Source organism: Chryseobacterium sp. SNU WT5, assembly GCF_007362475.1.
GTDB lineage: Bacteria > Bacteroidota > Bacteroidia > Flavobacteriales > Weeksellaceae > Kaistella.
On the sequence record NZ_CP041687.1, the window covers coordinates 1,711,501 to 1,733,659 of the forward strand.

Consider the following 22,159-nt stretch of genomic DNA (forward strand, 5'->3'; position numbering starts at 1 on the left):
ATCAATAATTATTGATTGCTTCAATTACTTTCTGCACCTCCTCATCTTGCATCACCGGACTAATTGGCAAACTTAAAACTCCTGTATGGATCTTCTCCGTAATAGGAAAACTTAAATGATTGTAATATTTATAAGCCCTCTGTTTGTGAGGCGGAATGGGATAGTGAATTAAAGTTTGAATTCCGTTTTCCAAAAGATATTTTTGTAGCTTTTCCCTTTTGTTTGTTCTGATAACGAAAAGGTGCCAAACATGTTCAGCAGAGTTAAATGGTAATTCGGGAAGCGTAATTTTTGGATTGGTAATTTCTGCGCAATATTGTTCTGCAATTTTTCTTCGCTTATCATTATCTGCGTCAATGTATTTCAACTTCACATCGAGCACGCCAGCCTGAATTTCATCTAAGCGACTATTTAATCCTTGGTATTTATTAATGTATTTTTCTTCCGAACCGTAATTGGCTAAACTTCTGATTGTCTGCGCCAAAAGTGAATCTTTACAAGTGACTGCACCTGCATCGCCTAAAGCACCTAAATTTTTACCAGGATAAAAACTGAAACCTGCAGCATCGCCAAGATTTCCTGTTTTTATCCCATTCCATTCTGCACCAATTGCTTGTGCGTTGTCTTCAACGATTTTTAATTCGTGTTTTTTTGCCAGAGCTTCTAATTCCTTGGACCAGCAAACTTGTCCATAAAGATGAACAACCATGATTGCTTTTGTTTTCGGCGTAATTAAAGCTTCAATTTTAGAAATATCTAAATTGTAATTATCAATATTTGGCTCTGCAAAAACGGGTTTCAAACGATTATCGGTAATCGCCAAAAGAGAGGCGATATAAGTATTTGCGGGAACGATTACTTCATCACCAACCTTCAACTGTCCAAGTTCGAGGTACGCTTTGAAAATTAAACGCAATGCATCCAAACCGTTGGCAACACCGATTGCATTTTGAGATCCAATATAACTCCCAAGGTTCCTTTCAAAGTGTTTTACTTCATTTCCCAAAAGATACCAACCGCTACGGAAGGTTTCTAAAAGTTTAGCTTCAATTTCTTTTTGATATTGAAGATTGAGTTTTTGAAGGTCGAGGAATTTAATCATTTTCGTATCCGTTTTCTATTTTCCATTTATCAAATCCAATATTTTCCCAAGGCATTCCACGTTCAAAGTGATAAGGCCAAGGATAATGAGAGTTTCCTGTTTCTTTTGATTTTAATTCACGAACATCCTTAATTAATTTCGCAGGGTTACCCGCAACTAATTGATAGTCTTCAGCATCTTTGCCTACTAAAGATTGCGCACCAATTAAACAATGTTTTCCAATGTTTACACTTGGTAAGATAACGGTGCCTACTGCGACTTGGGAAAAATCTCCAATTGTTGGTCCTTTACAAATCATTGATGGTGGATGTGGATCGTTCGTAAAAACTACATAAGGATAAATAAAAACGTAGTTTCCTATTTTAGATTGTTGACCAATATGTACGTTGCTGTGTAACCAGCAATAATCTCCAAATTCAACAAAACCTTGAATATCGCTTACCGTACCGATTCTACAAAACTTACCAAACGTAGAATTCTCTCTAATAGTAACGCGGTGGCCAGTTGAAAATCCTTCACCGAAAGTACTGTTGGCATAAATGATTGTATGACTTCTAATCATAGCGTTTTTTCCAATGAAAGTTGGAGGGTTTTCATACGAATCATCGGTGTAATAATTACTTAATGGTTCTCCAATTACGCAATCATTACAAATTGTTACATTGTCCTCCAGAACGACATTGTCATAAATGACACTGTTGTCGCCGATTCTTACATTCTTTCCAATTGTGGCTTTCGGGCTTATAAAAACATTTCTATTATTAAATTTCATTTGTCTTATGTTTTAAGAAAGTTGCGTAATCACGGATATAATCCGATTCCATATATTTTTCAGAAGCTAAACAAAGAAGAACTGCGCTATGCGAAAATTTAATATCTCGCCAAATCAATTTTGGAATGTAGAGGCCTTTTTCCGGACTATCCAAAATAAATTCTTTTTTGTTTCCTTCTAAATCTTCAATATTAAATATAATAGTTCCGGAAACTGCAACAATAACTTGTTCCAATTCTAAATGTGCATGTCCACCTCTTGTTACATCTTGTGGAGTATAATAAGTCCAATAAACTCTTTTTATATCAAAAGGAATATTTTCGTGATTTTCTGCCACAGAAATGTAGCCTAGATTTGGGCTTCCTATTTTATTGAATGAAAGGAACTTTGGGTTTTTAGTCATTTTCAGTTGTTAAAAAATTATCTAGCTGTTGTAAGTCAATAGTAAAATTACTCTTAGAATGTTCGTTATCGCCATTTTCATAGTAAAGATAACTTAAATTTACACTAAGCATCTCTGCCATTTCACTATAAAATGAGAATGCTTTATAGTTATTAGGCATAAAGATAATAACCTTTGAATTTGCTTTGCAAAATAAAATGTTTGTCCATGCTGCTCCTGTTATTCCTATTAATGTTTTTGCTTTGTAAAAAATATTTACCTGTTCATCTATACTTTTTGTAATTAAGTCTATATTTTTAAAACCTCTATCAGTGATTTTATTTAATAAATCTCTTTGATTTTGTGCAATTCTATGTGAGCCTTTCCTTTCAAGGTAAACTTTTTCGGGATAAAAGTTATCATTAAAATAGATATTTTGAAATTTCAAGGCCATGCTTCTTAAACTATTTTGTCTGTAATAATACAGGGGGAAATGATTGTTTTTAGAATCGAATTGATTAAATATAACTTTATTAACTTCATTAATAAAATAAAGTTTTTTTACTTTATAGGTTTTATGTTTATTGAGATAGATAATTTTTAAATTCAACAATTTTGTAAAAACCCGTAGTGATTCTGCCATACTCTGAATATACTTGCAACTCTCATCTACTAAAATATAATTGGTCTGATCTGATTGGTAGTACATCATTTTTGGTAATATTTCAATCATCCAATGGTACCAATTGTGACTACCGTTTCCTGCAAGAAAAAAACCTTCGTCTATTTTTTCAATATCATTTAAACGTACTAATGCTATTTTTTTTGAATGACGTTCAATATATCCTTCATTAAATCTTTCATTATTATTTATTGCTTCGTAATATATGTTTGTACCTTTAATAATAGCTGAAGACCGAGAGTTTATAAGTGCGTTTTCAATTAAATATAAATTTAAATTTGGTATATTTATATTAATGTTGTTTTGTGTTTTACTAATATAGTCATAACCATCTAAAATTTTTTTTGCAGGATTTAATCGATTAAAATGTTTGATTTTAAATACTGATTTTTTTTCACCTCGCAGTTTGTTTAAAATTTTAATTTGTAAAAAACTTAAAAAATAGATGTCAAAAAATATATTTGTACTTAGTAATCTTATTACAATATTTTTTAATTTTCTAATCATAACTCCATTCAAAATGTGTCGTAATAAAACCAGGTTCTTTCCCCATCCAGTCACCAGCTTCACGTCCATTTTGTAAAACAGTGAACGTTAGAATATCCTCCTCAATTACTAGACTATTCTGTTTATTGATAATAACATATAAATCTAAAGAGTATTTATCAACATTTAAAAAATTTGCGGGAATTTTAAATTTAACAATGTTTTCTCCTACTTTTAAAGGATCATGATTATTGGTCGAAGTGAAAATAGTTAGATTTTCAGAATTTTTAAAAACGAACGACAAATGAATTCTATCAGTTTTTGTTTTCACAAAACATTTAGTTTGAATGAAGAACTCAGTGTTTTGTTCTAATATTTTTAAACTTAAACCGTTTGCAGAAACGATTTTTATTTCTTGCATTGAAAATTGTGGAGAATTATAGTCTTTTACACTTTGATCAAATTGCACTCCCATGCTTTCTTTTAATCTGTCTCCACTATAATTGATCAGTGCTTCATTAATTTCCCCATTAAAAACTAGATTTCCATTTTTTAAGACTATACCACTATTACAAAGAGTTTTCACCGCCGTCAAATTATGACTCACAAACAAAACCGTTCTCCCTTCCCCTTTACTTACATCACCCATTTTCCCCAAACATTTTTTCTGAAATTCAGCGTCACCAACGGCGAGAACTTCATCCACAATCAAAATTTCAGATTCTAAATGTGCCGCAACTGCAAATGCCAAACGAACATACATTCCGGAAGAATATCTTTTAACCGGCGTATCAATATATCTTTCAACACCAGAGAAATCGACAATCTCATCAAATTTACGTTTGATTTCTTTCCGCGTCATTCCGAGGATAGCTCCATTCAGGTAAATGTTTTCCCTGCCGGTCATTTCTGGATGAAATCCTGTTCCGACTTCTAATAAAGAGGCAATTCGTCCGTTGGTATGGATTTTACCTGTAGTTGGTTTGGTAACTTTACTTAATAGTTTTAAAAGCGTCGATTTTCCTGCGCCATTTCTGCCAATAATCCCGACAGCATCACCTTGTTCAATTTCAAAACTAATATCACGCAAAGACCAAACATATTCGCTTTCCCCTTTTGAAGCACGGTCGTTGGCCTCCCCAATTTTCAAATAGGGATCTTCTTTGCCACGAACTTGATGCCAGAATCGGTTAAGGTCATGAGATAAAGTGCCCGTTCCAACTTGTCCGAGACGATATTGTTTTGATATGTTTTCTGCCTTTAATGCAAGCATTTTGTGTTCTTTAATAATTTTTTTTAAACTACTTGTGATTTGCTTTTCGTCGCAGTTTTCACTTGTCTCTTTTCACTTGTCTTTTCTAAACCGTATCCATAAAACTTTTCTCTACCTTATTGAAGGTTACCGTTCCGATGACCAAAAGTATGAGAATAATTCCAGTGCTGATGAGCAGCATTTCTACAGTAAATTCTCCCTGGCCCATCCAGCCATATTTAAAGCATTCGAAAATTCCGGTGAGTGGATTGTAGTAAGCCAGTTCTTTCCATACACCTTCAATAGAAGAAACAGGATAAATAACGGGTGTTGCATACATCATTAAACTCACACCAAAGGTTAAAAGCATCTGAAGGTCACGATATTTTGTGGTTAATGCAGAGAAAATCATCCCAACTCCTAATGCAAAAATAGCCATTAATACAATTAAAAAAGGGGTAGCCAAAATCCAAATATTAGGCTCGATTTCACCTTTAGAAAAATAAAAAATCCAGACTGCTAAGAAAAGCGTAAACTGAACGCCAAATTTCATCAGGTTTGAAATAACAATCGTTATGGGCATGACCAATCGCGGGAAATAAACTTTACCGAAAATACTAGCATTGGCGGTGAAAATATTAGACGTGCCCGTTAGGCACGAAGAGAAATAGTTCCAAAGCGTAATTCCTGAAAGATAAAATAAAACCTGTGGAATGCTGTCTGTCGAAAGTTTTGCTATGTTTCCAAATACAAATACAAAAACGATTGTAGTAAAAATTGGGTTAATGAAGAACCAAAGTGGACCTAAAATTGTCTGTTTAAACGAAGACACAAAATCCCTTTTTACAAACATGTAGACCAAGTCTTTGTATCGCCAAACTTCTTTTAATTTGAGATCAAAAAGGGAATGATTAGATTCAATAGTTTCTGTCCATTGTTGTTGTTTCGGCTCAAGCATCTAAATTTGTGATTTTTTGCAAAATTAAAGTAATTTAATCAATATTGGCTACCGATATTCGGCTAAGTATTAACGAGGTTAGGAATAATGGAACGTACAATCGGATCTCGTACAAAATTCCAGTATAAAAGCACACTACCAGATAAGGTGTTGCCAATAAATGAAAAAGCAGAATATGCTTAATCGCTTTCTGATCTTTCGCCAAGATTAAAGTGAAAATGAAGAATACGATCCAAAATAAAATACCTAATATATTTTTAGGTTGTGTGAAATTTTGAATGAATAAGTTACCATCATTTGTGGTGAAATTCTCACTCATTACCCTCAATCCGAAATAAACTGCCATAAAGATCATCACCAAAATAACAATAAGTGAAACACTCTTTTTTTGAATTCCAAATTTCGAGTACAATAATGTTGCAGCCAACGAAAGTGATAAGGCAGATGATTCTCTGTTCAGTGTAGAAAAAAGCAGGATCACACTAAGTATGATTATGTTGAAAAATGACTGGTCTTTTAAATATTGAAGCAGTACATAAAAAAACAGCAGTAAGAAGAAATAACTGGACACATCATAAGGAACAATCACAAATTGGGTCAAGCCTATAATAAATACAGCGACAGCAACAAAAAGTGTTTTTTCTGAATGGGATGCGATAAAACTTTTGGACTCTGTTATAAGTACCAAAATGAACGCTGACAGTATAATGAACACCGTATTTAAAATATAAAAAGATAAATACATCTGTGGCTCTGCCTGCGGATTGATGAACTTTAATTTAAAGATACTGTAATCAATATTTAAAGTGGACAAACATTCATAAACAGCACCTAAGAGGTAACCACTTAATATCCGATACTGGTAAATTCCGGACTGAAATTGATCTTGAAAATGGGCGTAATTTAAAATAGTGGAAGAATAAACATTTGCAAATCCAAAATAGACAAAACTGTTGATGGTGAAAGCCAGCAGCATTGCAAAAATAATTTTGGAAGGTAAATTTAATTTCAAAGACTATTTATTTGATCGTTTTTCTACCGATGGATTTATAAAAGAAACCAGTTTCTTCTACTTGCTCCAAGGCAAACATATTTCTACCGTCGAAGATCGCTTTGTTTTTCATTTTCTGGGCCATTAACTCAAAATTAGGATTTTTGAATTCACTCCATTCTGTAGCAATTAAAAGACAGTCTGCATCTTCTAAGGCAGAATACATATCTTGTGCATAAGAAATTTGATCACCTAAAATTTGGCGTACATTTTCTTCAGCGATAGAATCGTAAGCAGTAATCTCTGCCCCTTTTTCTAATAGCAATTTAATATTATCTAAAGAAGACGCTTCTCGAATATCGTCGGTATTGGCTTTAAAGGCCAAGCCCCAAAGTGCGATTTTTTTGCCTTTTAAATCTCCTTTAAAATAGTTTTCAATTTCAGAAACCAAAATTACTTTCTGTGATTGATTAACTTCTTCGGTTGCCTCTAAAATCTGGAAATCAAACCCTTCTTGCTTGCCGGATCTGATTAAAGCTTTTACATCTTTCGGGAAACAACTTCCGCCGTAACCGATTCCTGGGAATAAAAAACGATGTCCTATTCGGTCATCAGAGCCCATTCCTAGACGAACTTTATCTACATCCGCACCAACTTTTTCACAGTAATTAGCGATTTCATTCATGAAAGTGATTTTGACCGCTAAAAATGAATTTGCTGCATACTTGGTTAGTTCTGATGATTTCTCATCCATGAAAATAATCGGAATTCCAATATTGGTAAAGGGCTGATAAATCTTAGCCATAATTTCCTGCGCTTTCTCAGATTCACTTCCGACAATAACACGCGCGGGGTTCATGGAATCTTCCACAGCAAATCCTTCGCGCAAAAATTCCGGATTAGAAACGACGTCAAAACCAACTGAAGTTTTTGACGCGATTGTTTCCCGGACTCGATCTGCAGTGCCCACAGGAACGGTTGATTTATTTACGATCACTTTATAATCGGTCAGCATCTCACCAATTTGGTTGGCAACAGAAAGAACATAAGAAAGATCAGCAGAGCCATCTTCTCCTGGTGGAGTTGGTAAAGCGAGGTAAATGACTTCACTTTGATCCAGAGCCTCCTTTAGATTTGTCGTAAAAAATAAACGCTGTGCCTGAATATTCCGAAGGAACATTTCTTCTAAACCGGGCTCATAAATAGGAACAATTCCCTTTTTCATTCGTTCTACTTTATCAGCATCGATATCTACGCAATAAACGGTATTGCCTAATTCTGCTAAAGTAGTCCCGGTAACCAATCCTACATATCCTGTTCCAACAATAGTAATATTCACAATGTGAGTTTTTTAGAAATTTTGGCAAATATAAGAATTAATCATTTGCAGGGTGATTGTTTCTGTGTCAATAAATGCCATTTATTTTGATATTTTATTTAAAAGATGTATATTTGCAAACGGATTTACGGAAATTATAATGAAAAGGCCTTCGGAAGAATGCCTTTTTTCGTAAGAGTATTTTAGAGAAATATGGAAATTAGAACGCAAATAGAACAACTATTAAATGATTTTTTAGCAGAAAGGGAGGATCTTTTTTTGATCGATATTAAGTTTTCTGTGACGGATCATGTTCGGGTAATTCTAGACGGTGATAATGGAGTTACGCTTCAGGATTGTTTGGATGCAAGTCGTGCGATTGAATTTAATATGGATCGTGACGAACATGATTTCTCTTTAGAAGTAATGAGCGCCGGCTTAAGCGAACCACTTAAAACGCCCAGACAATATCGAAAGAATGTTGGTCGTTCTCTTGAATTATTGATGAATGATTCTTCAGAAATTGAAGGAGAGTTGGTAAATGTTGAAGAGGATAAGATTACTTTAATTTTAAAATACCGAAAACCCAAAGATATTGGGAAAGGGAAAGTAGATGTAGTTGAAGAGAGAGAGATTCCTTATTCCGATATTAAAAAAGCACTTGTTGCAATAAAGTTCTAAAATAGAAGTTCTCGTTTTATAGAACGTGACTTTTTTATGATAAATTAAATTAAAGGGTAAAACCTCTATAGTTCGAACCTTAAACAAAACATATATAAATGGACGGTTTAGCATTGATTGAAGCATTTGGCGATTTCAAAGAAGACAAAAACATCAGCAAGATTGACCTGATGGCAATTATTGAAGATTCTTTGAAAACATTATTAAGAAAAAGATTTGATTCCGATGATCATTTTGATGTTATCGTGAATCCTGATAAAGGGGATTTTCAGATATTTTTGAATAAAACTATTGTAGCAGACGAAATGTCTGAAGACGATGATTTAGAAATTGAAATATCGGAAGCGAAAAAAATAGATCCAACTTTTGACGTTGGAGAAGACTTCACTGTGGAGATTCCGATTGAACAATTGGGAAGAAGAAGTATCTTAACGCTGAAACAAATTTTAGCAACAAAACTTCAGGAGCATAATAATGCAGTCCTTTACGATCAGTTCCGTGATAAGATCGGGGAGATTGTGATGGGAGAAGTTCACCATATTCGTCATAAACATGTAATTTTGTTGGATGATGATGATAATGAGTTTATCATGCCTAAAGAAAATCAGATCCCTTCTGACTTTTTTAAGAAAGGTGAAAGTATTCGTGCCATTGTAGAAAGTGTTGATTTCAAAGGTGCGAAACCACAGATTATTGTTTCAAGAACTTCTCCAAGGTTTTTGGAAAAATTATTGGAACTTGAAATTCCTGAAATCCAGGACGGTACAATTATCTTGAAGAAGGTAGTGCGTATTCCAGGAGAAAAAGCGAAAATTGCTGTAGATGCTTATGATGATAGAATTGATCCTGTTGGAGCTTGCGTTGGAGTAAAAGGTTCTAGGATTCATGGAGTGGTAAGAGAATTGAAGAATGAAAATATTGATGTGATCCAATGGTCTAAGAATCCTGAAATTATGGTGAAAAGAGCTTTAGGAAACATTACCATTAATAAAATAGAAATCAACGAAGAAACCAATTACGCGCTGGTATATACACCGGTTGAAGAGATTTCAAGAGTAATTGGTAAGCAAGGTCAAAATATCAGACTAGCATCTTGGTTGAGTGGTTACGATATCGATGTTTATAGAGAAGCTAATGAAGATGATGATGTTGAGTTAAGAGAATTTGCCGGGACCGATGAAGGTGATATCGAGCAGTGGATCATCGATGAATTCAAAAAAGTTGGATTAAATACAGCAAAAAGTGTCTTGGATAAGGAGACTGATGCTTTGGTTAAGCTTACAGATCTGGAAGTAGAAACCGTAGAAGACGTAAAACGAATTCTAAAAGAGGAGTTGGAGGACTAAATTTCTCTAATACCTTATCTAAAGTTAAAATAGGTTAACTTTGCCAAAAATTAAAATAAAAGTATAAAGTATACATGCCAAAAATTAGATTAAACAAAGCGGTTAAGGAATTTAATATTTCGATGACAAGACTTGTAGAATTCCTACAGGCCAAAGGAATCGAGGTAGAAAGTAATCCGAACGCTCAATTGGAAGAATCGGCATATTCTGCATTAGAAGCTGAGTTTCGCAAAGACGGGGAACAAAGAAAAGCTTCTCATGAGGTGGTGATCGCAAAAGTTCCAGAAGAAAAACTGGAAATTGAGCCGGCACAACCTGAGGTAATAAGAGCCAAATCGAGTTTGAAACCTGAGACCAGAATTTTAGGAAAAATTGATTTAGATCAAAAGAAACCTGAAGTGAAGGAAGAGCAACCAGCTCCTCCAGCTGAAGAACCAAAACCAATGGTAGAGAAATTAACCACGTCTGAAAAGCAGGAATTCAAAGTTTTGGATAAAATTGATTTATCACAAATTCAAGGCAACAAGCCAAGATCCTCCAAAAAAGATCAGCCTAAAAAAACAGAACCCATCGCAGAGAAACCTGTAGTGGAAGAACCTGTTGAAACTCCGGCTGCGCCAGCTTCGGTCGAAGCTCCAGCTCCTGCTGTAGAAACGCCCAAACCGGCAGAAGCTCCAGAGTCTGATAAAATTGAAACGGTTTATAAAAAATTAGAAGGAGTAAAAATTCTGAAACAAACAGTTGATTTATCTCAGTTTAATAAACCAAAGCCTTCTGCTAATTCCGCAGCAGCTAAAAAGAAAAGAAAACGTATTGAGAAGCCAAACCCAACGGGTGGTGCGACTCAGCAAGGTACTCAGGGTAATAGGCCTCCAGGTCAAGGTGGCAATCGCCCGCCAGGTCAGGGTCAGGGCAATCGCCCACCAGGTCAAGGTGGTGGTAACCGACCAGGTGGTGGTTATCAAGGTGGTGGAAACAGAGGTCCTGCAAGAAGAGGTCCTGTTATGCCAGTTGAATTAACGGATGAGCAAGTTAAAAATCAAATTAAAGAAACTTTAGAAAAACTGACCAGTAAAGCCGGTAAAAATAAAGGAGCTAAATATAGAAAAGAAAAGAGAGTTTACCGAAGAGAACAAGACGAGCGTCAGGATGAAATTGATGCGGCTGACAGAACTCTAAAAGTAACTGAGTTTATTACTGTAGGCGAATTAGCATCATTAATGAGCGTTAGTCCCACAGAAGTAATTTCTGCTTGTTTCTCATTAGGAGTAATGGTAACAATGAATCAGCGTTTAGAAGCTGATACATTATTACTTGTAGCTGATGAATTTGGATATACTATTGAATTCTCTGATGCGGATGTAGAAGAATCTGCAATCGAAGAAGATACTGATACAGCAGAGGATCTGAAGGATAGAGCGCCAATCGTAACCGTTATGGGACACGTTGATCATGGTAAAACTTCCCTGTTAGATTATATCAGAAAAACCAATGTAATTGCCGGTGAATCTGGTGGAATTACACAGCATATTGGTGCTTATAACGTGAAGTTGGAAAACGGTCAAAGAATTACATTCTTAGATACGCCAGGTCACGAGGCATTTACCGCAATGAGAGCCAGAGGTGCTCAAATTACTGATATTGCAATTATTGTTATTGCAGCAGATGATGATGTGATGCCTCAAACGAAAGAAGCGATTTCTCACGCACAGGCTGCGGGAGTTCCAATGATTATTGCAATTAATAAAGTAGATAGACCCAATGCTAATCCAGACAATATTCGTCAGCAACTTTCTGCGATGAACGTATTGGTAGAAGAATGGGGTGGAAATGTACAATCGCAAGAAGTATCTGCCAAGTTTGGTAATAACATGGATGCTCTTTTGGAAAAAGTATTATTGCAAGCTGAAATATTAGAATTAAAAGCAAATCCAGACAAAAATGCAAGTGGAGTAGTAATCGAAGCGTCTTTAGATAAAGGTCGAGGTTATATTTCAACAATTCTTGTACAGGCTGGAACTTTGAAAGTTGGCGATTACGTTCTTGCCGGGAAAAATCATGGTAAAGTAAAAGCAATTCTTGATGAGCGTGGAAAATCTCTGGACGAAGCAGGTCCATCAATTCCTGTAACTGTTTTAGGATTAGATGGAGCGCCAACCGCCGGTGATAAATTCCGGGTGTTTGAAGATGAAAGAGAAGCGAAAACAATTGCTACCAAGAGAGAGCAGTTGCAACGTGAACAATCAGTAAGAACCAAGAAACACGTAACACTGGATGAACTTGGAAGACGTATCGCTTTAGGAGACTTCAAAGAATTGAATATTATCCTTAAAGGGGATGTAGACGGTTCTGTAGAAGCGCTTTCTGATCAGCTTCAAAGTTTATCTACCGAGGAAATAAGCGTGAAGATCATACACCAGGGTGTAGGACAAATTACGGAGTCAGATGTACTATTAGCAGCGGCATCCGATGCGATCATGATTGGTTTCAACGTGAGAGCGGGTGTTAATGCAAAAGAATTAGCTGATAAAGAAGAAATCGAAATTAGAACTTATTCAATTATCTACAAGGCAATTGATGAAGTAAAAGAAGCGATGGAAGGAATGCTTTCTCCTGAGATTAAAGAACAGGTGATCGGTAACGTAGAAATCCGTGAGACTTTCAAAATTACGAAAGTAGGAACGATCGCAGGTTGTATGGTTCTTACCGGAAAAGTAACCCGTAATTCTAAAATCAGATTGCTGAGAGACGGAATCGTAAAATTCGAAGGAGAACTGGAAAGTTTGAAACGATTTAAAGATGATGCCAAGGAAGTAACAAAAGGTTATGAATGTGGATTGAATATCAAAGGTTACAATGATATTGAAGTTGGAGACATACTGGAAGTTTACGAAGAAATCTCTGTGAAGAAAAAATTGAAGTAAAAATTCATATCGATAAAAAAGCCTGCTGATTTCAGCAGGCTTTTTTGTTTCCATTTGCTGCTGAGTTATTTTTTTTGTAATAATTAACAAATATAGTTTTCATAAAGAACTGATTGAAAAGTATCGAAATTATGTTATTTCCTTTAGTCTCATTCGAATATATATCATAAATGTGGTAATTTTATTAAGTTTGTGTACATATGTATTTATTTATGATAAATCAAAAATGGTAATATTTTTGGTTATGTTAATTATTATTAACATATTTGTGGTTAGATTATTAAAAAATGTTAATATGAATGTGAAATTACAAACATTGAGCGTTGGAGCTATGTTTTTTGTTGGAGCTATTATGGCATCAGCACAAACTACTTCAGACACTGTAAAAGTTAGCGACATTGAAGAAGTTGTGGTTGTAGGTTTTGGACAGAAAAGAACTGTTCAAGAAATGACAGGCTCCGCAAGTACAATGAAAGCAGACAGGATCAAAGAGGTGCCAGTTGCATCTGTAGATAAAATGCTACAAGGTAGAGTATCAGGTGTGCAGACAGGAAGTTCTTCGGGGCAGCCTGGTGGGATGGCGAGTGTGCGAGTTAGAGGGATTTCTTCTATCAACGGTGTTGTTTCTCCAATTTATGTAGTAGATGGAGTTAGAGTTGCTTCAGGCGATTTAACAACAGGAAATACGACAGGGAATATCTTAGCAAGTATGAATCCCGATGATATTGAAAATATTACCGTCTTGAAAGATGCGGTTTCTACTGCTGTTTATGGTGCAGATGCTGGTGCTGGTGTAATTATTATTACGACTAAATCTGGTAGAAAAGGAAAGGCTAAATTTAATCTTTCAATGAATACTGGTATGAATGAGCGTGCTATTGAAGGGCATAAATCATTTAATATTACGCAGTGGAGAGAGTATTTAGCTCATGCTGTAATGAATACTTATAATGACAATCCACAATATGGTGTAGCGTTCAACAATCTTGCAGAAGTTTATACTTATCTGGAAGATGGTGAAGAGGGGGCAGATTTGCAAAACATCTTTACAACTACGAACGATACAGACTGGAGAAAAGAAACGCAGAAAACTGGTTATCAGCAAAATGTTGATTTTAACATGTCTGGAGGAAATGATAAATTAACTTATTATTCATCTGCTAACTATTTCAGTCAGGAAAGTATTGTTAAAAATTCCGGATTTAGTAGATTAGCTTTTACAACAAAAGTTGGTTATCAAGCAACTGATAAATTAAAAGTTACTACTGATTTTCAAGTGTCTCACACCAATTTGAAAACTTTAAGCGAAGGTGGTGCGTTTTCTAATCCAATTTTAGCACAGTATTTTAATAGACCTTCTGATCCAGTTAGAAACCCTGATGGTACTTTTTATTGGAACCCTAGTAATTCTAGATTGTCGAATGGGTTATATAATATCCCATACCTACAAGAAAATAATTATTCCAAAGGAGGCACATTAAGAGGATATGCTAATCTAGGGATAGAATATAAAATTTTCAAAGATTTAACTTATAAGTTTGTTTTCTCTCCTGAATATATCAACATTGAGGAAGATACGTATTGGAATCCATTGCATGGTGATGGGTATACTTATGGTGGTTACCAAAGAACTTCAAACAATAGATATTTTAACTTCAATCTTCAGAATATCTTAGATTGGAATCATAAATTCGGAATGCATAATGTAGGTGCTACTTTGATTCAGGAAGCTTACAAAACCGACAATAAATTTATTTCTGCTACTGGTATTACGGTAGGTACTCCAACTCTTCAAACCTTAAGTAACTTTATCGTTCCTTATGGGTATAGTGGAACAGAAGGGAATAGTTCTAGATATGGTTATGCTGTAACGGGTCACTACGACTATAACAGATTGATTTTATTAGATGGTTCATTCAGAAGGGATGTGCTTTCTCAGTTCGTGCCGGAAAAAAAGGCTGGTAATTTCTGGTCTGTTGGTGTAGGGCTTGACTTGGCTCGAATCAATTTCATTAAAGATATTAATGTACTGTCTCAAATGAAATTTAGAGCTTCTTACGGTAAGTTAGGAAATCAGGTAAGTGCAAATCCTTACGCGCTTTATTCTTATACTAGTAATTATAATGATTTTGCAGCAGGTGGATATTCTGGATTGTACAATCCGAATCTTTCATGGGAAACTGTTAATCCATTGAATATTGGTCTAGATCTAGGTTTTTGGAATAACAGAGTAACTTTGTCTGCAGAATATTTCAACAAAAAAACGAAAGATCTTATCTATAATTTGCCACTATCTGGATCGCAGGGTCTTACTTCTTATGTGGATAATATTGGTAGCCTCGTAAATAAAGGATTTGAATTTTCCTTAAATGCAGATATCTTTAAAGGTGATAGAAGTCAATTTACATGGGACTTAGGATTTAACCTTTCTACTTTGGATAATGAAATTACTGAACTTTATGGAGGAGATGTTAATACAGGATCAACCACGATTAGAGTTGGTGAAAGTGTTAGAACTTGGTATCTTAAAAAATGGGCTGGCGTAGATGCCGCAAACGGAGATCCGTTATGGTATAAAGATGGTGTTGGTGGTGAAACTACCAATGATTATGCTTCTGCTAAACAAGCTGTTCAAGGATCAATGTTAAGTAATCTTTATGGTGGATTAAACACTAGAATGGGTTACAAAGGCTTTGCTTTAGATCTGCAGTTTACTTATGGATTTGGTGGTAAAATTCTTGATGATTGGGGTACTTATCTTTATTCTGATGGTTACTATTCCGATAGTTATCCTGGTTATGCTGACGTGATTGGTAATTTCTGGACTCCAGAAAACACCAATGTAGACAATCCAAAACCAGTGTATGCATTCGGTAATAAAAACTCTTACAGAATTTCTGACCGTTTACTTTATGATTCTGATTATATCAGATTAAGTAATGCGAAATTCTCGTACTCTTTCGAAAACAACATCCTAAACGGAACTGGTCTTACAGGAGTGCAAATTTATGTAATGGCAAACAATGCATGGACTCATGTATTTGATGACAAACTTAAATTTGACCCAGAGATCAATATTGCGGGATCATCAAATTTAGGATTACCAATTCTTAAGTCGTTTTTATTTGGTGTTAATTTAAGCTTTTAAAAGATAGAACAATGAAAAATATATTTAAAATAGGCATGGTATCCCTCGGGGTCCTTGCTGCGACATCTTGTAGTAATGATTTTGTCGAGAGAGAATTTAAACAATCTGTAATTCAATCGGATCTTACTACTGTTCAAGAGATCCAGTCATTTGTAAGAGGTGCTTATGTATCCATGAGATCTTCTACTTATTATGGGCGTGATTATCTTGCATATGGAGAGATCAGATCAGATGAAATGTTTAGTAATGGGGGAAGTGGGTATTATAATACTGTAAGACAGTATACCATGCTTTCTAGTGATGCTTACGCTAGAGATACTTATAATCAGATTTATACAATGGTCGGTAAAACGAACATTGTAATTAATACAGATATAAATAAAATTACAGGTACTAGCGCTGATGTTGCGAAAGCAGAATATTATCAAGGTCAGGCTTATGCATTAAGAGCACAAGGTTTTTTCGACTTGCTAAAATTGTATGGTCAACAGTACACAGGAGGTACTTTAGGAGTAGTGATTCCTACAAAGTATGATCCGAAAGCTTTAGTTGGAAGAAGTACGATCGCTCAAACCGAGACGCAGATTGAAAATGATTTCAATAAAGCATTAGCAATGATGACTGCGAGAGTAGCAAATGATACTCCATCTAATAAGACCGAGCTTTCCATCAATGCTTTGAAAGTATTAATGGCTAGATTTTACCTTTACAAAGGTGATTATCCTAAAGTAAGATCACTTACTAATGATGTTATTGGTAAATATAGTGTTGTAGCTAGAGATCTTTATCAACCATCCTTTGATTTCACATTAAGAGGGGCTGCACCTAATGCAATTTGGGAGCTGGAAGTAGGAACAGATTCTTCTTTATCAACAAGTTCTTATAATCAGATTATGAGTTACAATGGATATAAAAATCTTGTTGTTAATCCTGTTGCAGTAACAAAATATGCAAGCAATGATATCAGAAAAGGTTTGTTTATTTCTGATGGAACTTATACTTATCTTTCTTATCAAACCAGAGGTAAATACCTTAATAGAACAGGAGCTGATAATATCAAAATGATCAGATATGAAGAAGTTCTTTTGAACGGAGCAGAAGCTGAATTAAACGGTGGGGATCCAGCGAAAGCCCTTTCATACTACAAACAAATCTTAGCAAATAGATTAGGTCCAATCACAGTTGGTTCGGTTGTAACTTCTGTTCAAGATCAGCTAAATGCAATTACTTCAGTTAGTTTAGCGACCATTAAACTGGAAAGAAGTAAGGAATTGATTGGTGAAGGATTCAGACAGTGGGATCAATTGAGATGGGGTGATACTTCTTTCAAACCTACAGCTGTAAACATTAATAAATTAGCTTTCCCAATACCAAGATCAGAAACGGATATCACTGGGACACCAGTAGTTTCTAACCCTGGTTATGATAACTAATATTTAATTTTCATATCAAATGAAGGCTCTCAAGTTTTGAGAGCCTTTTTTAGGTAATAATTCGTGAATTTTTGAGGGTCATGTATAGTCAGGAGCAGATTCAGTAGTCCAATCAGGTTCCGTATTTTTTAACTTCAGAAGGTTTGCAATATATGCTGGTGTAAAAATGAAATCTTATCAGCTGAAAGAGTATTTAATAAGTCAATCTTATGAATAAAAAAAGTTATTGAAATCAATTCAATAACTTTTTTGTAGTAGTATGTTCTATATCTTATTGACCTATAGCGTGTTGATGTAGGTTACTAATTTTATTAAATCAGATTCTTTACTGAAATTAATTTTATTCTTTTTTATAAAAGTTTCGGAATCTTTATAACGGGCAGACGAAGGCTTGCTAGCTAACCAAGCATTAAACTCTTTTGCATTCTTAGGGAATTTGGTATAGGTTTCCCCATCAAAAATCAAAATGGTATCCTTGGCTCTTTCAAAATATGGATTTTTTTGTTTTAAATAGGAATTTGTCGTATTATTATTATACTCTACAATTTGAATATTTTCTTTCTTATAAAGAGAGAATGTCCCGTTTTCTTTAAGCAACTCAACGAGATATCCATTTCTGTTTTTTCCGTCTAAACTATAATTTTTTAAAACATATCTTTTATTACTCTCAACAAAAGTGATATTCATTTCACCTACCTTCTGAATATAATTTAAAGCATTATTGATTTTAAACTCCATCTCGTCCTCATATATATTATATCTTACTAAAGGAGCTGTTTGATTATATCCATCGATTTTCACTGCGGAAAATCGTCGATCACTATACGGCAAACCGTCTATACCATCGTAAGATTTAAACTGTGTGTTTTTTACGTTGAAAATATCCCCATTAGAATTATTGAAAACCTGCACATCTGTCATTACCTGGGAAGAGCAAATCATTGGAAAGAGTAGTATTATTAAAGTCTTTTTCATTTTGATATAATTTATATTGTAACAAATATAACCAATTCCCGATTATGTTACTAGTAGTAGTTGTTTATAAGCTGGAAGGTTAAACCTTTTTCAGAGATTATTCAATAATCATTATTATTCATGTACTTAATCAAGCGATAGATTTTTTATTAATTCCGATTTCTTTACATTTGTACCCCAATACTAAAGAATGAAATATCTTTTTATCTCTATTTTTTTCTGTTTTTCTTTTCATGCTCAAACTCTTAATAAAACAGACTCCAACAGACTGATCTCTCAGGATACTGTGGTGGTAGATTCCGGTAAGCAAGACTCTTTGAAAATTTTCAAACCAACCATTAACGATTATACTTATAGAACTCAATTTTCAGAAAAGAAAGTTTTTGAAAATGAACTTAGTAGTGACAAGACCTACATTTTCTCGCAGTACAACGATCAGGATAATTTTGGAAAGGTTCAGTTTGCTAATATCGGTTCAGGGTTTCAACCTTTAGTTTATAAAGTGAATACCGAACAGAATCTATCGCTTTTACCGAGTAACAAAACTTATTTTATTAAAGAAATTGATCAGATACGTTATTACGACGTAAAAACACCCACGACTACTTTTGTATATCATAATGCTGTTAAAAATGGCGCAGTTCTTCATACGACTTATACCCAAAATATAGGTAAAGATTTTAATTTTGCTGTAGAATATACGGGACTGAGATCACAAGGGAATTATCTTAATTCTTTAGCATCCAATAACAATACGCAGTTTTCCGGACACTATTTGTCAAAAAATGGAAAATACGAAGCTTTCGCTCATTTTACTCATCAGAATGTAAACAATCAAGAGAATGGTGGTATTGCAGATGTTAATTTATTTCTCAATGGAAGCTCTAACTTTAATAATCGTGAGAATTTACAGGTGAACCTAAATAATTCTAATTCTCAATTTAGCTACAGACGCTATTATTTCAGTCAAGAATTTAAACCTTTTGCTTCAGAGCGATTTCCTTTTAAAATTAGACATACTATTTTCCATCAGGGTAATAAATTTTATTATCAACAATCGTCCTTGGAATCCTATTATAATACAAATCCTACCGATTTGATTGACTATTCAAATTCATCAAAAAAATATTCTAAGAACTTAAGTAACACGGTTAGTATTCTATTTGATAAAAAAAACTTTAAACTTGATGCAGGTATTCGTTATCAAAATATAAAATTAGGGATAGGGCAAGAACTCCCTTCTTATTTAAATATTCCACAGGAATTATCAGAGAATCGCCTTGGAGCTGTTGGGAATATCGTAGTGAAGCTCTGGGATAAAGTAGAACTTAATTCAAATCTGGAGCTTTCTAGTGGAAAACAGTTTGGTAGTTATTTGCGGTCACAGAATCTTTTGAAGTTCGAACCTATTCCAGGTTATTTTGTGAATGCTAAAGTTAATTTTCAAACTTCTTCACCAAGTTTTAATTTATTGATCAATCCGTCCGTCTACCGCAGATTTAATTATTATTTAGAGAATCCCAAAAATGAAGCGATTACAGAAATAGGTGGAGATGTTAATTTGAAGTGGTTTAAAAGTAACGTATTCGCTAACTTTTACCGAATCGATAATTTTACATACTTAAATGAAATGTCGCAGCCGCAGCAGAGTTCCACGTCAATGAATATTTCGCAGATTGGGGGTGAAGCTACCTTTTCGTACGGAAAGTTTCATATTAACCCAAAAGTATTGTTTCAAAGTGCATTGGGAAATAATGATTTAATTCCTATGCCTAATTTTGTTGGTAGAGCAAATCTATATTGGCAGTCGAAAGCTTTTAAAGAGGCTGCTGAAATACAAACAGGTATAAAAGTACATTATTTTTCTAAGTTTGCCTCGCGAGAATATTTCCCCGTTGTGAACGAGTTTATATTGCCGAGTCAGAACTCTTATTCTATTGGCGGACAGCCAATTGCTGATGTTTATTTTAATTTGAAAGTAAAAAGAATGACCATCTTTATTGAGGGTCAACATCTTAATACTACCTTTATGAAGAATAATTCATTTACTGCACCTAATTATCCTCTCTACGATTTTAGATTAAATCTTGGGATAGTATGGTATCTTTTTAGCTAAATATTACGCTTGAAAAAACTTACTCACATACCGTTTTTAGAACTTGAAAGCATTCCGCAGCTGATCAAAGATTTCCTCACGCAGAAAATTGTTGGTTTTGAAGATAAAGTTTTTAATTTTGAAAATGTAGAAAGACAGATAATACTAAAAGAACAATCTTTCAGTTCTTCATATAGAAGTGTCCTGCTGCAAGTTTTAAAAGACCAATACGAAGGTTGCCAATTAACTGCTTCCCAAAATCAAAATATACAGTATTTATCTAAAGATGCTTTTACCATAACTACAGGACACCAACTCAATCTTTTTACGGGACCTTCCTTTTTTGTTTATAAAATTTTGCAAACCATTAAATTTGCTGCAGTTTTAAATGAGAAATATTCCACTAAAAAATTTGTACCTATATTTTGGATGGCATCAGAAGATCATGATTTTGAAGAAATCAATCATTTCAAAACAGAGTCCAACTATTACGAAACAAAAGCGAAATCTGGTGGTGCAGTAGGAAGAATAAAGATAGAAGACGATTTCTTTCTTCAACAGTTTGAAGAAGAATTTGAAAACTCTGTTTTCGGGACCGAGTTGATTTTACTTTTAAAAAGAGCATATAGGAAAGGAAACACGCTTGCTCAAGCCACAAGAATTATTGTTCAGGAGCTTTTTTCTGAATATGGACTGTTAGTTATTGATGGTGATGACGACAGATTGAAAGCCGAAATGAAAACCCCTTTCAAAGAAGAACTTTTACAACAGAATTTATACAACACTACCAAGGAAACAGTTTCTTTTCTATCCCATGAATATGGAAAAGTACAGGTGAATCCCCGCGAGATTAATTTATTTTACCTCTCAGAAACCCGGGATAGAATTGCTTTCGAAAATGGTAAATATGTGATTGTTGATAAAGACCTGCATTTTTCTAAAGAGGAAATCTTAGAAGAATTGGAAAGTCATCCGGAAAGATTTAGTCCTAATGCTTTAATGCGACCTGTTTTCCAAGAAACTATCTTACCAAACATCGCTTACATTGGTGGAAATGCAGAAATCATGTATTGGCTGGAATTGAAAGATTATTTCAAACATTTAAACCTTCCATTCCCACTTTTGATTCCTCGTAATTCGATGTTGATGATCCCTCAGAAAACGATTTCAAAAGCCGAGAAATTGGATTTGCGAATTACTGATCTGTTTAAAAACTTCTCCACATTATCAAAGAAAATCTTATTAAAGGATAACAGGATTTTAAATTTATTAGATGAACAGGAAATTATTTTAACCAAGCATTTTGCGCAATTAAAGAATCAGGCGGAATCGACAGACAAAACGTTTGGTAATTTAGTGCAAGCTGAGCAAACTCGTCAGCTGAAATCTTTTGAAAGAATGAAGAAAAGATTATTACGGGCAGAAAAAATTAAACAACACGAAAAGTTAGAGCGGTTAGAAAATATTTTTCTCTCCGTACATCCCGGAAAGATCTGGCAAGAAAGAACATATAACTTCTCTGTGTTCTATTCGGATCTTGGAAAGGAGTGGTTGGATACTTGTTATGAGGGAATGGAAATTGACAATTCAGAATTAATAATTTTTACTGTTTAA

16 protein-coding genes are annotated in these 22,159 nt (G+C 34.4%); 7 read left to right on the forward strand and 9 right to left on the reverse strand.

Translation table 11 applies throughout. From position 1 onward, the window contains the following. Position 1 precedes the first annotated feature (1 nt). The 8 genes from FNJ88_RS08225 to FNJ88_RS08260 form a co-directional block, all read right to left on the reverse strand. Entirely contained in the window at positions 2–1,102 is a 1,101-nt protein-coding gene (locus FNJ88_RS08225; protein WP_143852719.1) for a DegT/DnrJ/EryC1/StrS family aminotransferase, read from the reverse strand. Further along, on the reverse strand, positions 1,095–1,874 hold the full coding sequence (locus tag FNJ88_RS08230; protein WP_143852720.1) for an acyltransferase: 780 nt from the start codon (positions 1,872–1,874) through the stop codon (positions 1,095–1,097). The genes FNJ88_RS08225 and FNJ88_RS08230 overlap by 8 nt, the downstream gene beginning before the upstream one ends. Continuing rightward, the gene (locus FNJ88_RS08235; RefSeq protein WP_143852721.1) at positions 1,864–2,277 is read right to left on the reverse strand and encodes a sugar 3,4-ketoisomerase; all 414 of its coding nucleotides are present in this window, start codon (positions 2,275–2,277) and stop codon (positions 1,864–1,866) included. Before FNJ88_RS08235 ends, FNJ88_RS08230 begins: the two co-directional genes overlap by 11 nt. Next, positions 2,270–3,445, reverse strand: coding sequence for a glycosyltransferase family 61 protein (locus tag FNJ88_RS08240; protein ID WP_185145791.1), 1,176 nt, complete (start codon positions 3,443–3,445; stop codon positions 2,270–2,272). Before FNJ88_RS08240 ends, FNJ88_RS08235 begins: the two co-directional genes overlap by 8 nt. Continuing rightward, positions 3,438–4,697 carry an ABC transporter ATP-binding protein gene (locus tag FNJ88_RS08245; RefSeq protein WP_143852723.1) on the reverse strand — a complete coding sequence of 420 codons (1,260 nt, stop codon included), beginning with the start codon at positions 4,695–4,697 and terminating at the stop codon, positions 3,438–3,440. Before FNJ88_RS08245 ends, FNJ88_RS08240 begins: the two co-directional genes overlap by 8 nt. An 85-nt stretch (positions 4,698–4,782) precedes the next feature. Continuing rightward, complete coding sequence (locus FNJ88_RS08250) at positions 4,783–5,634, reverse strand: ABC transporter permease (RefSeq protein ID WP_143852724.1); 852 nt, start codon at positions 5,632–5,634, stop codon at positions 4,783–4,785. 34 nt (positions 5,635–5,668) lie between these two features. Continuing rightward, positions 5,669–6,646 (reverse strand): hypothetical protein, encoded by a 978-nt coding sequence (locus tag FNJ88_RS08255; RefSeq protein ID WP_143852725.1) that lies wholly within the window; start codon positions 6,644–6,646, stop codon positions 5,669–5,671. A 7-nt stretch (positions 6,647–6,653) separates the two neighbouring features. Then, positions 6,654–7,964 (reverse strand): UDP-glucose dehydrogenase family protein, encoded by a 1,311-nt coding sequence (locus FNJ88_RS08260; protein ID WP_143852726.1) that lies wholly within the window; start codon positions 7,962–7,964, stop codon positions 6,654–6,656. A 192-nt stretch (positions 7,965–8,156) separates the two neighbouring features. On the opposite strand from FNJ88_RS08260, the gene rimP reads away from it, so the two are divergent. From rimP to FNJ88_RS08285, 5 genes are all read left to right on the forward strand, one after another. Further along, the gene (gene rimP, locus FNJ88_RS08265) at positions 8,157–8,624 is read left to right on the forward strand and encodes a ribosome assembly cofactor RimP (protein ID WP_143852727.1); all 468 of its coding nucleotides are present in this window, start codon (positions 8,157–8,159) and stop codon (positions 8,622–8,624) included. Between the two features lie 98 nt (positions 8,625–8,722). After that, on the forward strand, positions 8,723–9,970 hold the full coding sequence (gene nusA, locus FNJ88_RS08270; protein ID WP_143852728.1) for a transcription termination factor NusA: 1,248 nt from the start codon (positions 8,723–8,725) through the stop codon (positions 9,968–9,970). Positions 9,971–10,044: 74 nt separating this feature from the next. Next, positions 10,045–12,894, forward strand: a complete 2,850-nt coding sequence (gene infB / locus FNJ88_RS08275) for a translation initiation factor IF-2 (protein WP_143852729.1) — start codon at positions 10,045–10,047, stop codon at positions 12,892–12,894. A 295-nt stretch (positions 12,895–13,189) separates the two neighbouring features. Further along, a complete protein-coding gene (locus tag FNJ88_RS08280) occupies positions 13,190–16,042 on the forward strand; it encodes a SusC/RagA family TonB-linked outer membrane protein (protein WP_143852730.1) in 2,853 nt (950 codons plus the stop codon). A gap of 11 nt (positions 16,043–16,053) precedes the next feature. Beyond that, positions 16,054–17,475, forward strand: coding sequence for a RagB/SusD family nutrient uptake outer membrane protein (locus FNJ88_RS08285; protein ID WP_143852731.1), 1,422 nt, complete (start codon positions 16,054–16,056; stop codon positions 17,473–17,475). A 279-nt stretch (positions 17,476–17,754) separates the two neighbouring features. Here FNJ88_RS08285 and FNJ88_RS08290 read toward each other — a convergent pair whose 3' ends face one another. Beyond that, on the reverse strand, positions 17,755–18,450 hold the full coding sequence (locus FNJ88_RS08290) for a hypothetical protein (RefSeq protein WP_143852732.1): 696 nt from the start codon (positions 18,448–18,450) through the stop codon (positions 17,755–17,757). Positions 18,451–18,640: 190 nt separating this feature from the next. Between FNJ88_RS08290 and FNJ88_RS08295 the strand changes: the two genes are divergently transcribed. Both FNJ88_RS08295 and bshC read left to right on the forward strand, forming a co-directional pair. After that, positions 18,641–20,566, forward strand: coding sequence for a putative porin (locus FNJ88_RS08295; protein WP_143852733.1), 1,926 nt, complete (start codon positions 18,641–18,643; stop codon positions 20,564–20,566). Positions 20,567–20,575: 9 nt separating this feature from the next. Beyond that, positions 20,576–22,159, forward strand: a complete 1,584-nt coding sequence (bshC, locus tag FNJ88_RS08300; protein ID WP_143852734.1) for a bacillithiol biosynthesis cysteine-adding enzyme BshC — start codon at positions 20,576–20,578, stop codon at positions 22,157–22,159.

Coding starts and splice junctions, on each gene's coding strand:
- FNJ88_RS08225 (WP_143852719.1), bottom strand. CDS start 1,102: ATGATTAAATTCCTCGACCTTCAAAAACTCAATCTTCAATATCAAAAA.
- FNJ88_RS08230 (WP_143852720.1), bottom strand. CDS start 1,874: ATGAAATTTAATAATAGAAATGTTTTTATAAGCCCGAAAGCCACAATT.
- FNJ88_RS08235 (WP_143852721.1), bottom strand. CDS start 2,277: ATGACTAAAAACCCAAAGTTCCTTTCATTCAATAAAATAGGAAGCCCA.
- FNJ88_RS08240 (WP_185145791.1), bottom strand. CDS start 3,445: ATGATTAGAAAATTAAAAAATATTGTAATAAGATTACTAAGTACAAAT.
- FNJ88_RS08245 (WP_143852723.1), bottom strand. CDS start 4,697: ATGCTTGCATTAAAGGCAGAAAACATATCAAAACAATATCGTCTCGGA.
- FNJ88_RS08250 (WP_143852724.1), bottom strand. CDS start 5,634: ATGCTTGAGCCGAAACAACAACAATGGACAGAAACTATTGAATCTAAT.
- rimP (WP_143852727.1), top strand. CDS start 8,157: ATGGAAATTAGAACGCAAATAGAACAACTATTAAATGATTTTTTAGCA.
- nusA (WP_143852728.1), top strand. CDS start 8,723: ATGGACGGTTTAGCATTGATTGAAGCATTTGGCGATTTCAAAGAAGAC.
- infB (WP_143852729.1), top strand. CDS start 10,045: ATGCCAAAAATTAGATTAAACAAAGCGGTTAAGGAATTTAATATTTCG.
- FNJ88_RS08280 (WP_143852730.1), top strand. CDS start 13,190: ATGAATGTGAAATTACAAACATTGAGCGTTGGAGCTATGTTTTTTGTT.
- FNJ88_RS08285 (WP_143852731.1), top strand. CDS start 16,054: ATGAAAAATATATTTAAAATAGGCATGGTATCCCTCGGGGTCCTTGCT.
- FNJ88_RS08290 (WP_143852732.1), bottom strand. CDS start 18,450: ATGAAAAAGACTTTAATAATACTACTCTTTCCAATGATTTGCTCTTCC.
- FNJ88_RS08295 (WP_143852733.1), top strand. CDS start 18,641: ATGAAATATCTTTTTATCTCTATTTTTTTCTGTTTTTCTTTTCATGCT.